At 57.5% G+C, this 16,923-nt stretch carries 14 protein-coding genes; 11 read left to right on the forward strand and 3 right to left on the reverse strand.

Translation table 11 applies throughout. The features are described 5' to 3' along the window. The first annotated feature begins 15 nt into the window (after positions 1-15). The 11 genes from nuoG to AC0969_RS18215 are packed head-to-tail and all read left to right on the forward strand — an operon-like array spanning position 16 to position 11,279. Positions 16-2,163, forward strand: a complete 2,148-nt coding sequence (nuoG, locus tag AC0969_RS18165) for an NADH-quinone oxidoreductase subunit NuoG (protein WP_479625561.1) — start codon at positions 16-18, stop codon at positions 2,161-2,163. Beyond that, positions 2,160-3,242, forward strand: a complete 1,083-nt coding sequence (gene nuoH / locus AC0969_RS18170) for an NADH-quinone oxidoreductase subunit NuoH (RefSeq protein WP_479625562.1) — start codon at positions 2,160-2,162, stop codon at positions 3,240-3,242. The genes nuoG and nuoH overlap by 4 nt, the downstream gene beginning before the upstream one ends. A gap of 12 nt (positions 3,243-3,254) precedes the next feature. Next, on the forward strand, positions 3,255-3,764 hold the full coding sequence (gene nuoI / locus AC0969_RS18175) for an NADH-quinone oxidoreductase subunit NuoI (protein ID WP_479625563.1): 510 nt from the start codon (positions 3,255-3,257) through the stop codon (positions 3,762-3,764). A gap of 56 nt (positions 3,765-3,820) precedes the next feature. After that, a complete protein-coding gene (locus tag AC0969_RS18180; protein WP_479625564.1) occupies positions 3,821-4,486 on the forward strand; it encodes an NADH-quinone oxidoreductase subunit J in 666 nt (221 codons plus the stop codon). Beyond that, positions 4,483-4,791, forward strand: a complete 309-nt coding sequence (gene nuoK / locus AC0969_RS18185) for an NADH-quinone oxidoreductase subunit NuoK (protein ID WP_315185702.1) — start codon at positions 4,483-4,485, stop codon at positions 4,789-4,791. The genes AC0969_RS18180 and nuoK overlap by 4 nt, the downstream gene beginning before the upstream one ends. Before the next feature lie 5 nt (positions 4,792-4,796). Continuing rightward, complete coding sequence (gene nuoL, locus AC0969_RS18190) at positions 4,797-6,821, forward strand: NADH-quinone oxidoreductase subunit L (RefSeq protein ID WP_479625565.1); 2,025 nt, start codon at positions 4,797-4,799, stop codon at positions 6,819-6,821. Between the two features lie 16 nt (positions 6,822-6,837). Then, positions 6,838-8,313: an NADH-quinone oxidoreductase subunit M gene (locus AC0969_RS18195; protein ID WP_479625566.1), complete on the forward strand. Its 1,476-nt coding sequence runs from the start codon at positions 6,838-6,840 to the stop codon at positions 8,311-8,313. 24 nt (positions 8,314-8,337) lie between these two features. Continuing rightward, positions 8,338-9,825, forward strand: coding sequence for an NADH-quinone oxidoreductase subunit NuoN (gene nuoN / locus AC0969_RS18200; RefSeq protein ID WP_479625567.1), 1,488 nt, complete (start codon positions 8,338-8,340; stop codon positions 9,823-9,825). A 23-nt stretch (positions 9,826-9,848) separates the two neighbouring features. Further along, entirely contained in the window at positions 9,849-10,160 is a 312-nt protein-coding gene (locus AC0969_RS18205; RefSeq protein WP_479625568.1) for a DUF2818 family protein, read from the forward strand. Positions 10,161-10,202: 42 nt separating this feature from the next. Further along, a complete protein-coding gene (locus AC0969_RS18210) occupies positions 10,203-10,805 on the forward strand; it encodes an NUDIX domain-containing protein (RefSeq protein ID WP_479625569.1) in 603 nt (200 codons plus the stop codon). Positions 10,806-10,811: 6 nt separating this feature from the next. Beyond that, positions 10,812-11,279 (forward strand): DUF1178 family protein, encoded by a 468-nt coding sequence (locus AC0969_RS18215; protein ID WP_479625570.1) that lies wholly within the window; start codon positions 10,812-10,814, stop codon positions 11,277-11,279. Between the two features lie 130 nt (positions 11,280-11,409). Here the strand turns inward: AC0969_RS18215 and AC0969_RS18220 are convergent, their stop codons facing one another. The 3 genes from AC0969_RS18220 to AC0969_RS18230 form a co-directional block, all read right to left on the reverse strand. Beyond that, positions 11,410-12,705, reverse strand: a complete 1,296-nt coding sequence (locus tag AC0969_RS18220) for a Glu/Leu/Phe/Val family dehydrogenase (protein WP_479625571.1) — start codon at positions 12,703-12,705, stop codon at positions 11,410-11,412. A 114-nt stretch (positions 12,706-12,819) separates the two neighbouring features. Then, complete coding sequence (gene yccS, locus AC0969_RS18225) at positions 12,820-15,012, reverse strand: YccS family putative transporter (protein ID WP_479625572.1); 2,193 nt, start codon at positions 15,010-15,012, stop codon at positions 12,820-12,822. Positions 15,013-15,087: 75 nt separating this feature from the next. Continuing rightward, positions 15,088-16,902 (reverse strand): ABC transporter transmembrane domain-containing protein, encoded by a 1,815-nt coding sequence (locus AC0969_RS18230; protein ID WP_479625573.1) that lies wholly within the window; start codon positions 16,900-16,902, stop codon positions 15,088-15,090. Positions 16,903-16,923: the final 21 nt, after the last annotated feature.

Genomic DNA, 16,923 nt, shown 5'->3' on the forward strand with positions numbered 1-16,923 from the left:
TTGAGGTAAGAGCACATGGTAGAAATCGAACTCGACGGTAAGAAGGTTGACATTCTTGAAGGCAGCATGATCATGCATGCGGCTGAAAAGGCGGGAACCTATATTCCCCATTTTTGTTACCACAAGAAGCTCAGCATCGCGGCCAACTGCCGTATGTGCTTGGTGGATGTGGAAAAGGCGCCCAAGCCCATGCCCGCATGTGCTACGCCAGTCACGCAAGGCATGATTGTTCGCACCAAGAGCGAAAAAGCCATCAAGGCCCAGCAGTCGGTGATGGAGTTTCTGCTCATCAACCACCCGCTGGACTGCCCGATTTGCGACCAGGGCGGTGAATGCCAGTTGCAGGATTTGGCTGTGGGTTACGGTGGTGGTTCTTCACGCTACGAGGAAGAAAAGCGGGTTGTTTTCCACAAGGACGTGGGTCCTCTGGTGTCCATGGAAGAAATGAGCCGTTGCATACACTGCACGCGCTGCGTCCGTTTTGGCCAAGAGGTGGCCGGCGTGATGGAACTCGGCATGATCCACCGCGGTGAGCATTCCGAGATCACTACGGTGTTGGGCGAAACGATTGATTCCGAGCTCTCGGGTAACATGATCGACATTTGCCCCGTGGGCGCGTTGACCAGCAAGCCTTTCCGATATAGCGCCCGCACCTGGGAGCTGTCGCGCCGTAAATCCGTCAGCCCGCACGACTCGACCGGTGCGAATCTGGTGGTGCAGGTCAAGAACAATAAAGTCATGCGCGTGGTACCGCTCGAAAACGAAGCGGTCAATGAGTGCTGGATTGCCGACCGCGATCGTTTTTCCTACGAAGCACTGAACAGCCCTGAGCGTTTGACCAGTCCTATGCTCAAGCAGGGTGGAGAGTGGAAAGCCGTTGATTGGCAGGTTGCGCTTGAATACATTGCCAATGGACTGAAGCAGATCAAGACCCAGCATGGCGCTGCCAGTATTGGCGCTTTGGTCAGCCCGCACAGCACGCTCGAAGAGCTGGTTTTGGTGGGAGCACTGGTGCGCGGCCTGGGCAGTGAAAACATTGACTACCGGTTGCGCAATGCGGAGTTCCCGCAAGCTGAAGGCATCCGTTACTTGGGTTCGTCTATTGCTGCTTTGAGCCAACTGCAGCGTGTGCTGGTGGTCGGCTCGAATTTGCGAAAAGACCATCCCTTGTTTGCACAACGTATTCGGCAGGCTGCGCGCAAGGGTTGTGCGGTGAGTGCTATTAATTCTGTGGTGGAATTGGCAAAGGCCGATGCCTGGGCCATTCCTGTTGCAAACTTTGTACAAAGCCCGGCAGACCAATGGTTGCAGACCTTGGCAGATGTGGCTGCTGCAGTGGCGGAAGCTACGTTGGCTGCTGCTCCGGTCGCAGGTTCTGCCACGGATGCGGCAAAGGCGATTGCCAAGTCGTTGCTGGGCGGTGAACGCAAAGCGATTTTGTTGGGGAATGCGGCTGCGCACCACGCCCAGGCCTCCAGTCTGCTGGCATTGGTGAACTGGATTGGCGAGCAAACGGGTGCTACGGTCGGTTACCTGAGCGAAGCTGCCAATACGGTAGGCGCGCAACTTGCGCATGCCCAGCCAGCCCAAGGCGGCTTGAATGCCGGGCAGATGCTGGCCGGTGGACTCAAGGCCGTTTTGCTGCTGAACAACGAGCCGGAGTTTGATTCTGTGGCGGGTGCTGCACACAGCGTGGGACGCGCTGAAATGGTGGTGACCATGAGCCCATTCAAGTCCAACATGGCGTTCAGCGATGTACTGCTGCCGATTGCACCGTTCTCGGAAACTTCCGGTAGCTTTGTCAATGCCGAAGGCCGTGTGCAAGGCTTCCATGCGGTCGTAAAGCCCTTGGGCGATACGCGTCCCGCGTGGAAGGTGTTGCGCGTGCTGGCCAATGTGCTGGGTCTGCCTGGTTTCGACTTTGAGTCTTCGCAAGACGTACTGGCAACTTTGCACGCGGATTTGTCTGAAGGGGCGACACACGTGCTGGCTGAGAAGTTGGGCAACAAGACCCAAGCAGGCATCGATACGGGAGCACATGCTTCGGCGGCGCCTGTAGTGGCAAGCCTGTACCAGTTGGATGGCATAGTGCGCCGTGCCAGCGCTTTGCAGATGACGGCAGATGCGCGCCAAGCGAATGCAGTGCAAGAGGTGGCCGCATGATCGATGCAATTTTCGCCTTCGGACAAGGTCTTGTGGGTGCTAGCTGGTGGTCCGGCGGTGCTTGGCCAGTGATCTGGAATTTAATCAAGATTGTGCTGGTGCTTTTACCCTTGATGGGCTGTGTCGCCTATCTAACTTTGTGGGAGCGAAAAGCTATTGGTTGGACCCAAATCCGTATTGGTCCTAACCGGGTAGGGCCAATGGGTTTACTGCAACCTATTGCTGACGCATTGAAGTTACTGACCAAGGAAATCATTCTTCCCACGGTAGCTAATAAAGGGTTGTTCTTTCTAGGTCCGATCATGACCATCATGCCCGCCTTGGCGGCATGGGCTGTTATTCCTTTTGGCCCCGAGATTGCGCTCTCCAACATCAACGCAGGCCTGCTGTTCTTGATGGCGATCACGTCGATGGAAGTCTACGGGGTCATCATCGCGGGTTGGGCATCGAACTCCAAATACGCTTTCTTGGGTGCTCTGCGGGCCTCTGCGCAAATGGTTAGCTATGAAATTGCAATGGGCTTTTGCCTTGTGATTGTGCTGATGGTGTCCGCCAGTTTGAACCTGACGGATATCGTTATGGGCCAGGCCAAGGGTATGTTTGCTGAAAAGGGGTTGACCTTTTTGTCCTGGAACTGGCTGCCTTTGTTGCCCGTGTTCCTGGTCTATTTCATCTCGGGTCTTGCCGAGACCAACCGCCACCCGTTTGACGTGGTGGAAGGTGAGTCGGAAATTGTGGCCGGCCACATGGTGGAGTATTCCGGCATGAGCTTTGCGATGTTCTTCTTGGCCGAATACGCCAACATGTGGCTCGTATCGATAATGACGGTGCTGATGTTCCTTGGTGGCTGGTTGTCACCGATCGACAGTGTGCTGTTCAACTGGATTCCAGGTTGGATCTGGCTCGGCATCAAAACCTTCGCCGTCGTGACCATGTTCTTGTGGGTGCGTGCAAGCTTCCCACGCTTCCGTTATGACCAGATCATGCGTCTGGGTTGGAAGATTTTTATCCCCGTCACCCTGGTGTGGCTGGTGGTAGTGGGTGGCTGGATGCAGACCCCGTTTAATATCTGGAAGTAAAGAGAGTCACATATGTCCACATTGGCTACTCCTGCCTTTTCGCTCAAGGACTTTCTCTCCAGCTTTATGTTGGCAGAGTTGTTCAAGGGTTTGGCGCTGACTGGTAAGCACGCGTTCCGACGCAAGATTACAGTGCAGTTTCCTGAAGAAAAAACACCGTTGTCCCCCCGTTTTCGCGGCCTGCATGCCCTGCGTCGCTATGAGAATGGCGAAGAGCGTTGTATCGCCTGTAAATTGTGCGAGGCTGTATGTCCTGCCATGGCGATCACGATCGAGTCGGATGTGCGCGCTGATGGCTCACGCCGCACCAGTCGCTATGACATTGACCTGACAAAATGCATTTTTTGTGGATTTTGCGAAGAAAGCTGTCCAGTTGACTCCATTGTGGAAACCCATATTTTTGAGTACCACGGTGAAAAACGCGGTGATTTGTATTTCACAAAAGAGATGTTACTCGCAGTGGGTGACCGGTACGAAACAGAAATTGCGGCAGCCCGTGCAGCCGATGCCAAGTACCGCTAAATCTACTTCCCAATTATTGGCTCTTGCCTCCGAACTTACAAAACAAGAACTGCTCCATGGACGTTAAGACAGGCCTCTTTTATCTCTTCGCGACAGTCTTGCTGTTTGCGGGCTTTCGGGTGATAACTTCACGCAATCCTGTGTACGCTGCGCTGTATCTGGTACTCGCATTTTTTCAAGCTGCCGCTATTTGGATTTTGCTCAAAGCAGAGTTTTTGGCGATCACGCTCGTACTGGTTTATGTTGGCGCTGTGATGGTGCTTTTCTTGTTCGTGGTGATGATGTTGGACATTAATGTCGATGCCATGCGCAAGGGCTTCTGGAAACATTTTCCGATGGCCGCTGGTGGTGGAGTCTTACTCGCCCTTGAAATGGCTATGGTGCTTATGGGCGGGTTTCGTACCAATGAAGAAACACGTAATTTGACAGGAGGCGCAGATATTGGTGCCCAGGTATCGAACACCAAAGAGTTGGGCAAGCTGCTTTATACCGAGTATCTATATCCGCTCGAAATTGCTGCCGTGATTTTGCTAGTGGCGATCATTGCGGCAATCGCGCTAACACTTCGCCAGCGCAAAGATAGCAAGCATACCAATCCATCTGATCAGGTTCGCATCAAAGCACGCGATCGCGTAGAGATCATCAAAATGAAAGTAACCCAGCCGGCGGTGGAAAATTCTGTTGTTGTGACGGCCACGACAAGTCCGGAGAAAAAGGTATGACGCTAACGCTTGGACACTTTCTTTCACTCGGGGCTATTTTGTTTGCCCTTTCGGTGATTGGTATTTTTCTCAACCGTAAAAACTTGATTGTCTTGTTAATGGCAATTGAGCTGATGCTGTTGGCGGTGAATATGAACTTTGTCGCCTTTTCGTACTACTTGAACGATATGCGTGGTCAGATTTTCGTCTTCTTTATCCTTACCGTGGCTGCGGCTGAATCTGCCATTGGTCTGGCTATCTTGGTGTTGCTATTTCGTAATAAATCCAGCATCAATGTGGATGAACTTAATACGCTTAAGGGTTAATAAAAATGAGTCAAACCCTCGTAGCTTCTACTTTGTTAGCCGTCCCGTTGGCACCTTTGGCGGGCGCTTTGTTGGCCGGTGTATTAGGCACCGCCTTTGGCGGGAATGTGATTGGCCGTCGGGCTAGCCATACGCTCACTATTTTGGGTGTATTCATTGCCTTTGTTTTGTCGGCCATGACGCTCAATAGCGTGGTGAATGACGGTGCTCGCTTCAATGAAACGCTTTACACCTGGATGGATGTAGGCGGCTTGCGCATGGAGATCGGTTTCATGGTGGACGGCTTGACCGCCATGATGATGTGCGTGGTGACTTTTGTGTCGTTGATGGTTCACATTTACACCATTGGCTACATGGAAGAAGACGCGGGCTACAACCGCTTCTTCGCGTACATCTCGTTGTTTACATTCTCGATGCTGATGTTGGTAATGAGCAACAACATGCTCCAGTTGTTTTTCGGCTGGGAGGCCGTTGGTTTGGTTTCTTATTTGCTGATCGGTTTTTGGTTTAACCGTCCGACTGCCATTTTCGCCAATATGAAGGCTTTTTTGGTCAATCGTGTGGGCGACTTCGGCTTCATTCTGGGTATTGGCTTGATTGCAGCGTATGCCGGTACTTTGAACTACACCGAAGCGTTTGCAAAGAAAGAAGAGCTGGCGCAACTGGTGCTTCCAGGTACTAACTGGATGTTGGTTACCGTGATTTGCATCTGTCTGTTCATCGGTGCTATGGGTAAGTCGGCCCAGTTTCCGTTGCATGTGTGGCTGCCTGACTCCATGGAAGGCCCGACACCCATCTCGGCTTTGATCCATGCGGCCACCATGGTAACTGCCGGTATCTTTATGGTGGCACGTATGTCGCCCTTGTTTGAATTGAGCGAAGTTGCCTTGAATTTCATTATGGTCATTGGTGCCATCACTGCATTGTTCATGGGTTTCTTGGGCATCATTCAAAACGATATCAAACGTGTGGTTGCTTATTCAACGCTGTCGCAATTGGGTTACATGACGGTGGCCTTGGGTGCCTCTGCCTACTCAGTCGCGGTATTCCACCTGATGACCCACGCATTCTTCAAAGCCTTGCTGTTTCTTGCTGCGGGTTCGGTGATCATGGGCGTTCACCACAATCAAGACATTCGCTGGATGGGTGGCCTGCGAAAATACATGCCTATTACCTGGATTACTTCATTGCTAGGTTCGCTGGCCTTGATTGGGACACCTTTGTTTTCAGGTTTTTACTCCAAAGACAGCATTATCGAAGCAGTGCATTTGAGCAACTTGCCAGCAGCAGGTTTTGCAAACTTTGCAGTGTTGGCTGGTGTGTTTGTCACCGCGTTCTACTCGTTCCGCATGTACTTTCTGGTGTTTCATGGGAAAGAGCGATTTGACCAAAATCCCGATGCGCACCACGGCCATGATGACCACCACGGTGACCACGGTCATAGCGATAGCAAGCCCCATGAATCGCCTTGGGTGGTGACGTTGCCATTGGTTTTGTTGGCAATTCCATCGGTCGTATTGGGCTACTTCACGATCCAACCGATGCTTTACGGCGATTTTTTCAAGGATGCGATTTTCATTAACCTGGAAAAACATGCTGCGATGGAAGAGCTGGCGCATGAGTTTCACGGAGCCTGGGCGATGGCTGTCCATGCCCTGACAACCATGCCGTTCATTTTGGCGGCTGCCGGTGTGGCTACGTCCTACTACATGTACATGGTTAATCCGGCTTTGCCAGCGGCCATCAAGCGCACATGCCAGCCGATTTACACCTTGTTAGAAAACAAGTATTACCTCGACTGGTTCAATGAAAAGATATTGGCACGGGGTGCCCGTGGTTTGGGCACCGGCCTGTGGCAGGTTGGAGACCGCACCATCATTGACGGTGGTGTCGTGAATGGATCTTGGAAAATAGTTGCTTGGATTTCCGGCTTGGTCCGCTGGGTACAAACCGGATTCATCTATGACTATGCGTTTGCCATGATCTTGGGTGTTTTTGCACTAATGACGTATTTCGTTTGGCTCAGCTAGAAGAGGAATAAGAAAAATGGGATTGTTGAGCCTTGCCATCTGGATACCTATCTTTTTTGGCGTTGTACTTTTGGCCTTGGGCCGTGATGAACAGGCTGGGGTTGTCCGCTGGGTCGCCTTGGTTGGTTCTGTGGTAAGTCTTCTTGTGACACTGCCGCTTTACAGTGGTTTCAAGCTTGGTACTTCTGCGATGCAGTTTGTGGAGAACACCAGCTGGATTGAGCGCTTCAATGTGAACTACCACCTGGGCGTGGATGGCATATCTGTGTGGTTTGTGATCCTGACGGCGTTTATCAACGTCATCGTTGTAATCGCAGGTTGGGAGGCCATTACCAAGAAGGTCAACCAGTACATGGGGGCCTTTTTGATCCTTAGCGGGTTGATGATTGGTGTGTTTTGTGCGTTGGACGGCATCTTGTTCTACGTGTTCTTTGAAGCGACGCTGATTCCGATGTATCTGATCATCGGTATCTGGGGCGGCCCCAACAAGATCTATGCGGCCTTCAAGTTTTTCTTGTACACGCTGCTGGGTTCCTTGTTGATGCTGGTTGCGCTGATTTTTCTGTACGTCAAGTCGGGCGGTAGTTTTGATATTGCCACTTGGCACCAGCTGCCGTTGGATGGCCGTACCCAGACCTTGCTGTTCTTTGGTTTCTTGTCTGCGTTTGCTGTCAAGGTTCCCATGTGGCCTGTGCATACCTGGCTGCCCGATGTACACGTGGAAGCGCCTACCGGTGGTTCGGCCGTGCTGGCAGCCATCATGCTGAAGTTGGGCGCGTATGGTTTCTTGCGCTTTTCTTTGCCGATTGCACCTGATGCAGCCCACGAGTGGTCTGGCTTGATGATTGGCCTGTCGCTCACCGCCGTCGTGTATGTCGGCTTGGTGGCCATGGTGCAGGAGGACATGAAGAAACTGGTGGCCTATTCTTCTGTTGCGCACATGGGTTTTGTGACTCTGGGCTTCTTCATTTTTAACCCGCTGGGTATAGCGGGCGGCATTGTGCAGATGATTGCCCACGGCTTTGTGTCCGCCGCCATGTTCTTGTCGATTGGTGTGCTGTACGACCGGATGCATTCGCGTGAAATTGCCAGCTACGGCGGAGTGGTCAACACCATGCCCAAGTTTTCCGCCTTTGCCTTGCTGTTTGCTATGGCCAATTGCGGTCTACCCGCCACCGCAGGCTTTGTGGGCGAGTGGATGGTCATTTTGGGCGCAGTGCAGTTCAACTTCTGGGTGGGTTTCGCTGCGGCAACCGCGCTGATCTTTGGTGCCGCCTACACCTTGTGGATGTTCAAGCGTGTCTACCTGGGCCCCATCGCCAACGACCATGTGAAGGAACTGAAGGACATCAACGCCCGCGAATTCTTCATGCTGCTGCTGCTGGCCATCGCGATACTGGGCATGGGCCTATACCCCAAGCCTTTCACCGATGTAATGGATGCCTCGGTGACCGATTTGATCAAACACGTTGCAGCATCCAAGCTCAACTGACCCCACTGGATTGAGAACGAAAAGATGATTGACACAATCAGTTGGATCACGGTTTACCCTGAAATCGTGCTGTTGGCGATGGCCTGCACCATTGCGCTGGTAGACCTGGGTGTAAAAAGCCCACGCCGCACCGGCACCTATGTATTGACCTTGTTGTCGCTTGCCGTTGTGGCGGTTCTGCAAGGCTTGTACGCCAGCGGCAACACCACCTTGTACGGTTTTGGCAATATGGTGGTCAGCGACCCCATGGGCAATTGGCTGAAGTGCTTCGCCACCATCGCCGTGATGGTTACCTTGGTGTATGCCCGCCCGTATGCGGGCGACCGTGGCATGTTGCATGGCGGCGAAATGTTCACCCTGAGCATGTTTGCACTGCTGGGCATGTCGGTGATGATTTCGGGCAATAACTTCTTGGTCATCTACATGGGCCTGGAGCTGTTGACGCTATCTAGCTACGCCCTGGTGGCGCTGCGCCGCGACAACGCCACCGCCAGCGAAGCCGCCATGAAGTACTTTGTGCTGGGTGCCTTGGCCTCGGGCTTCTTGTTGTACGGCTTGTCCATGATGTATGGCGCGACCGGCACGCTGGAAGTGGGCCAGGTCTTCAAGGTCATCGCTTCTGGCCAGGTCAAGCACCAGGTGTTGGTGTTTGGTTTGGTATTTGTGGTGGCTGGCTTGGCCTTCAAGCTGGGTGTTGTGCCCTTCCACATGTGGATTCCTGACGTATACCAAGGTGCTCCTACCGCAGTGACTCTGATGATTGGTGGAGCGCCCAAGTTGGCCGCATTCGCTATTTGCATCCGCTTGCTGGTAGAGGGCATGCTTCCACTGGCGTTCGACTGGCAGCAAATGCTGGTGGTCTTGTCGGTGGGCTCGCTGGCGCTGGGTAATTTGGCGGCTATTGCCCAAACCAATCTCAAGCGCATGCTGGCGTATTCCACCATTTCGCAGATGGGCTTTGTGCTGCTGGGTTTGTTGTCCGGCGTCGTCAACGGCAACACCTTGCTGGCTGCCAATGCCTACAGTTCGTCCATGTTCTATGTCATCACCTACGTGCTGACCACCTTGGCCGGTTTTGGGGTGATTTTGCTGCTGGCCCGTGAAGGCTTTGAGAGCGAAGAAATCTCCGATCTGGCCGGTTTGAACGAACGCAGCCCCTTGTACGCAGCCGTGATGGCAATTTGCCTGTTTTCCATGGCCGGTATTCCACCGATGGTCGGCTTTTACGCCAAGCTGTCGGTACTGCAGGCATTGATCGCCTCGGGCTACGCTGGCTACATTGCGTTGGCCGTGTTTGCCGTCATGATGTCGCTGATTGGTGCTTTCTACTACCTGCGGGTGGTTAAGGTCATGTATTTCGATGCGCCTATCACCGCCACCACCGTATCGGCTCCGCTGGACGTACGGGCCGTGTTGTCGGTTAACGGCGCATTGGTGCTGATTTTGGGTATTGTGCCTGGCGGCCTGATGACTCTGTGCGCACAGGCGATCGTGCTGACGCTGGGCACCTGATGCGTACGCTCAGGACGATTTAGGTGGGCCAAACTGTTTCTGTTGGCTTGGTATTGTTGGCGGCCATCTGTGCCGCCAATTTGCCGTTTATGGGCCAGCGCTTGTTGTTGGTCTTTCCGTTGGCAAAGCCTAAGTCTTTGGCGATCCGTTTGGGTGAGTTGGTGGCGTACTACTTTGCGGTGGGTGGCCTGGGTTTACTGCTAGAGAACCATGCCGGGCAGATCGCCCCCCAAGGCTGGGAGTTCTATGCGATTACCGGCACCTTGTTCATCACCTTGGCTTTTCCGGGTTTTATTGCCCGTTACTTGCTCAAGCAACGTCCTTCAACCCTGTAGTCTTCGCTGAATTACCGCCAGACTTGCTGGTGGCTCTTACCTATGCCCACCACGCCATCCCCCGACCAGCACCTGATTGAGCACAAGACCGGCAGTGAAGAGTTGCTCAAAGGCCGCTTTCTGCATGCCTTTCGCGACACCGTACAACTGCCCGATGGCAGCACCTCCACCCGTGAATACATCGAGCACCCCGGTGCGGTGATGGTCGTCCCCCTGCTGGACGATGGCCGCTTGGTGCTGGAGCGCCAGTTCCGCTATCCGCTGCACCGGGTGATGGTCGAATTCCCAGCGGGCAAGTTGGATGCAGGTGAATCCACATTTGCCTGCGCCCAGCGCGAATTGTTGGAAGAAACCGGTTACTCCGCTACCGAATGGGCGCGGGCCGGCGTGTTGCACCCGGTGATTGCCTACTCCACCGAATTTATCGACATCTGGTTCGCCCGGGGTCTGAGCTTGGGTGCGCGCAAGCTGGATGCCGGTGAATTTCTGGACGTGTTCACCGCCACCCTGCCCGAGCTGCTGGAATGGTGCCGCGATGGCCAGGTGACCGACAGCAAAACCCTGGCGGCCGCCCTCTGGCTGCAAAACCTGGCCTCGGGTGCCTGGTCGCTGGATTGGCAACCAACCGCCTCCGTCACCGCGTAAGCCACTATGAAAGTTCTGGATCTCCAGTGCGCCCACCAGCACACCTTTGAAGGCTGGTTTGGGTCAGAGGATGATTTCCAGAGCCAATTGGCCCGTGGGCTGGTGGAGTGCCCGCTGTGCGGCAGCAGCGATATTCTCAAAAAACCCAGTGCCCCGCGCCTGAATTTTGGTGCGCTGCAAGTCCCCGTCAAGGCCGATGCGGCACCTATAGCCGAGACCAGTCCCGCGACCGTGGCACCACTTGCCTCAGAATTGCAAGCCGCCTGGCTGAAGATGGTCCGCCACGTGATCGCCAACACCGAAGATGTCGGCAGCCAGTTTGCCGAAGAGGCCCGCAAAATCCACTACGGCGAGCGCAAAGAACGCAATATCCGGGGCGAGGCGACAGCGGAAGAAACCGAAGCCTTGCTAGACGAAGGCATTGACGTGCTGCCGCTGCCGATACCTGCTGCGCTCAAACGGCCGTTGCAGTAGCCCATACCGCGTAAATTGCTATCTTCGTAGATTAAATAAAGATAGCACTTTGCGCTTATCAGTATTGGGCTGGCAGTCGATTGAATGCCTAAAACATCCCCCGCCCAGCGTAGCGCGGGGGCGAGCAACTTCAGGGGTACAAACCGCGCAGCTCGCGGGTATGCAGAATCCGTTTGCAGGCCACGATGAAGGTGGCCGTGCGCAGGGTCACCTTGTTGTCTTGCGCCACCTGCCAGACGGCATTGAAGGCCTCTTTCATGATGCGCACCAGGCGGGCGTTGATTTCGTCTTCGTCCCAGAAGAAGCTGGAAAAGTCCTGCACCCATTCAAAGTAGCTCACCGTCACGCCGCCTGCATTGGCGATCACGTCGGGCAGCACCAGGATGTTGCGCTCTTGCAGGATGTCGTCGGCCTCGGGGGTGGTGGGGCCGTTCGCGCCCTCGATCACCATGCGGGCGGTAATGCGCCCGGCATTTTCTTTGGTGATTTGCTGTTCCAGCGCGGCGGGAATCAGGATGTCGCAGGGCACGTCCCAGAACGCATCTTTGGCAATCACCTCAGCACCGGCAAAACCGCCTACGCCACCGGCGTTCTTTACGTGTTGTAGCAGGGCCGGCACGTTGAAACCGGCTTCACAGTAGATGGTGCCGCTGTGGTCTTGCACCGCCACCACGCGGGCACCGGCTTCGGCAAACAGCTTGCCCGCCACGCCACCCACATTGCCAAAACCCTGCACCGCGATACGGGCCGTGGACACGTCCAGACCGATATGCTGGGCCGCCTGCACGCCTACGGTGAACACGCCACGGCCCGTGGCTTCACGGCGGCCCAGCGAGCCGCCCAGATCGACCGGCTTGCCGGTGACCACGCCCGTAGCGGTGGAGCCCTGGTTCATGGAATAGGTGTCCATCATCCAGGCCATGATTTGCTCGTTGGTGTTCACGTCGGGGGCCGGAATGTCTTTGTTGGGGCCGATGATGATGCCGATCTCGCTGGTGTAACGGCGCGTCATGCGTTCCAGCTCGCCGCGCGACAGGGTTTTCGGATCGACGCGGATGCCGCCCTTGGCACCGCCGTAAGGCACGTTGACGGCGGCGTTCTTGATCGACATCCAGGCCGACAGCGCCATCACTTCTGACAGGGTTACGTCCTGGTGGAAGCGCACACCGCCCTTGCCCGGGCCACGCGAGGTGTTGTGCTGCACTCGGTAGCCTTCAAAGTGGGCAATGGAGCCGTCGTCCAGGTGGATCGGCACATCCACCACCAAAATGCGTTTCGGGCGCTTCAGGGTTTCCACCCAACGCGCCAGATCACCCAGGTAGGGCTCTACCCGGTCTACTTGCTGGAGAAAAATGCCCCACGGCCCCACATGGTCGGGGTTCAGGTACGAGGGCAGGGCGTGTACGGTTGGCGCTTGGTTGGACATGGAATCAATCCCTTGTTTAAACAGAGAAGCCAAGCTTAAAACCTGCGCCTGCATCTGTCCAAGGCCAGTCTTAATGCCATCTATGCACTAAACGCATAGATTGGAGGTGGCCCGTCAGGTGGCAGTTTCCTGCCCCAGCAGCCTGCCCGCCTGCACCCGCAGCAGCGGCAACAGTTGGCCGATCAGCACCAGCTGGCTCTGCACCACCCGGTGGGCGGTATCGGTGGCTGCGGCACTCAGGGCCTCCAGCACCGCCAGCTCGTCGGCACTGGCGGGCGGCACGGGCTGGCTGCTGGCCAGGCTGGTAGCCAGGCCGTCCAGCACCTGGTCCACCAGCTCGGCGGCCTGTTCGGTGGATGCATCGCTGGGCGCTTCAAACAATGTCTGGCGGTGCGCGCCCAGGCCCGACAAATAGTTCAGCAAAGTGTGCGAGAGCAGCAAAAACCGCAGCCCGCTGTCGCTGCGGCCCTGCAAAAAGCCGGGCTCCTGGAACAGGTTGGACAGCGCGGTAGACAGCGCTGCATCCGCGTTGTGCGCATTGCGACGGGCCGTGCGGTAGGCCAGATCGTCGCGCTGGCCGCCCTGCGCCCCCTTGTACTGCGCCATGATCTCGCGCAGGTACAGGCGGCAGGTGGCCAAAGTGCGCGCCGCCACTTCGTGCATGCGGCGGCCTTGCCAGTCGGGCAGGATGAAAAACACTGCCAGCCCGGCGATCAGGCTGCCCAGCACCGTGTCCACCAGGCGCGGCACGATGAGGCCGTAGCCGTCGCCAATCTGGTTGAAGCAGAGCAACACCACCAGCGTCATGGCACCCGTGGCCAGCGTGTAATGCCGGGTGCGGTTGCCAAAAAACACCACCCCCGCCGCCACCGCAAACATGGCCTGCAACAGCAGGCTGGGGAACAAGCGGAACAGCGCCCAGCCCAGCACCAGCCCGACCATCGTGCCCACCACCCGCTGCACCATGCGCCTGCGGGTGGCGCCAAAGCTCTGCTGGCACACAAACACCGTGGTCAGCAAAATCCAGTAGCCCTGGCGCGCATGCAGCCAGTGCAGCAGCCCGTAGCCCACGGCCAGCGCCAGCCCCAAGCGCACCGCGTGGCGAAACAGCGGCGTGGCCGGGGTCAGCTGCCGCCACACCCGGTCGAACGCGTCGCGCAGCGACTGGGGCGAGCGGTCCAGCAGGGCGTGGTCTTGCACCTCAGCTTCCGGTGCGGGCAGGCTGGCGCTGGTCAGGCGGGTTTGCAGCGTGCCCAGGTTTTTGGCCAGCGCCGTCAAGGTGGCCAGCAGCTTGTGTCGCTGGGGTGGCCACTGCGGTTGCTGCAAGCCCTCCAGGTGCGTCAGCGCGTCTTGCAAATCTTGCTGCGCCTGGGCGCTCACGGTGTCGGGAATCACCGCCACGCGCAGCAAAATCGCCCGCGCCAGCCGCTCGCAGGCATGGCCTTGCAGCTTGAGCAGCCGCTGGCAGCGAAACAGCACATCGCTGTGGAAGAACGTCTCGGTCAGCTCGCCGTAGGGCGAATGGGAGGAGCTGGCCCGCTCGTGCACCTCTTGGGCGATGAAATACAGCCGCAGGTAGTACTGCATGCGGTGGCTCGGCACGGCCTCCAGCCGGTTCAGGATGCTCTCTTTGGTGGTGTTCAGCGCCGTCACCACCGCGCCGTTGCGCTGCGCCAGGGCCAGCCGCTTGACCTCTTGGTCCACCCCGCGCACGGGTTCAAACAGCGAGGCTTTCAGGGTCAAGTAACCGCCCAGCACCCGGTACAAGGCCGCCAGATTTTGCTGCACCGGCTGGTGGGTAAACAGCGCGCTCCATAGCACCGACAGCAGCCCGTACCACGCCGCCCCGGCCAGCAGCAGCGCGGGCTCCAGCCATTCGGCGTGGCCCAAGCCGCTGCGCTGGTCCATGCCGATGGTGGTGTAGATAGACAAAATCAGCGTGCCATAGGCAATGGCCTGGTAGCGCGGGCTGATGGCGCCCAGCATCGTCAGGCAAAAGCTAGACAACACCATCGCCAGCACAAACCACCAGCGGTGCGCAAACAGCGCCTGCACCGCAAACGCCGCCAGCGCAAAGCACAGCAGCGTCACCAGCAGCGCCCGCAGCCGCCCGCGCCAGTTGTCGTCCGTCTCGGCCAGCGCGCTGGCGATGGTGCCCAAAAACACCGGCATCACCAGCGCCATCTGGTCGTTCACCCAGCCCAGCGCCATGGTGGTGCTCAGGGCGATGAAGATGCGCAGGCTGTACGGAAAGGTGTCCAGCGCCCACAGGCGGCGCAGAGACTGGGAGAGCGGAAAAAAGGGCATGCGGGTGATTTACTATTAAAAATATAGCTGCTAGCGCAGGTGGAATATGCGCTATAGCCCTATTCTATGTAAAAACTATGCCGTAAATTGCAGCGCTGCCAGCCGGGCGTACACCCCGTCCTGCGCCACCAGCTCGGCGTGCGTGCCTTGCTCGACGATGCGCCCATGCTCCAGCACCACGATGCGGTTGGCCTGCTGCACGGTGGCCAGGCGGTGGGCAATCACCAGCGTGGTGCGGCCCCGCATGGCCGATTCCAACGCCGCCTGCACCATGCGTTCGCTCTCCGCATCCAGCGCGCTGGTGGCTTCGTCCAGCAGCAGCAGCGGGGCGTTTTTCAGCATCGCGCGGGCGATGGCCACGCGCTGGCGCTGGCCGCCGCTGAGGCGCACACCGCGCTCGCCCAAAAAGGTGTTGTAGCCCTCGGGCAGGGCGGTGATGAAGGCGTGGGCAAAGGCCGATTCGGCGGCGGCCACCACCTCGGCATCGGTGGCATCGGGGCGGCCATAGCGGATGTTTTCCATCGCACTGGTCGAGAACATCACCGCATCCTGCGGCACGATGCCGATGTGCTGACGCAGGTCCTTCAGCGCCAGGTCGGGCGTGGCTACGCCGTCCAGCCGGATGCTGCCGCTCTGCGGGTCGTAAAAGCGCAGCAGCAGCTGGAAAACCGTGCTCTTGCCCGCGCCGCTGGCCCCCACCAGGGCCACGGTTTCGCCGGGGGCCACGCTCAGGCTGAAATCGGCCAACGCGGCTTGCAAGGGACGCGACGGGTAGTTGAAATGGATATTGTCAAAAACAATAGCACTCCCAGCAGATGTAATAAGCGCTGGAGTCGGATTGGATGCCGATTTAATCGGCGACTCGGTGGCCAGCAGCTCCATCAGCCGCTCGCTGGCACCGGCCGCCCGCAGCACGTCGCCATACACCTCGCCCAGCACGGCGGTGGCGCTGGCCAAAATAATCACGTAAACAACCGTCTGCCCCAAATGTCCGGCGCTGATGCTGCCCTGCAACACCGCCTGTGTGCCCTGGTACAGGCCCCACAGCAGGGCGGCGGATGTGGCGATGATGATGAACGCCACCAGCACCGAGCGCGCCTTGCTGCGCCCCACGGCAGTTTGGAAAGCGGCGGCGGTGGATGCGTTGAAGCGGGCCGCCTCGCGGCCCTCGGCGGTGTAGCTTTGCACCAGGGAAACAGCGTTCAGCACCTCGGCGGCGATGGCGCTGCTGTCGGCCACGCGGTCTTGGCTGGCCCTTGAGAGCTTGCGCACCCGGCGGCCAAACCAGGCGCTGGGCAGCACGATCAGCACCAAGATGCCAAACACCTGGGTCATTACCACCGGGTTGGTCCACACCAGCACGCCCAACGCGCCCAGGCCCATCACCGCATTGCGCAGGCCCATGCTCAGCGATGAACCCACCACAGTTTGCACCAGCGTGGTGTCCACCGTCAGGCGCGACAGCACCTCGCCGGTCTGGGTGGTTTCAAAAAACTCTGGGCTCTGGCGCAGCACGTGGGCGTACACCGCATTGCGGATGTCGGCGGTCACCCGTTCGCCCAACCAGCTCACGGTATAGAAGCGTGCCGCCGAGAACAGGCCCAGCGCGGCGGCCACCGCAAACAGCTCGAAGAAATGGTCGCGCAGCGCCAGCACCTGCGCGCCCCGGTCCACGCCGCCGTCGGCCCCGGTCTGCACCAGCCCCTGGTCGATCAGCGCCCGCAGCGCCAGCGGAAACGCCAGCGTGGCGGCGGCGGCCAGCACCAAAAACACAATGGCCAGCGCTATGCGCCCCCGGTACGGCCTTAAAAAAGGCAGCAAACCAGACAGCGAACGCGGCGAGCCCTTGGCGGCGGCAGCAGTAGAAGAAGTGGAGGAGGGTGTAGCCATGCCCGAGTGTAGCCAAAACAA

Source organism: Rhodoferax sp. LB1P47 (genome assembly GCF_056521445.1).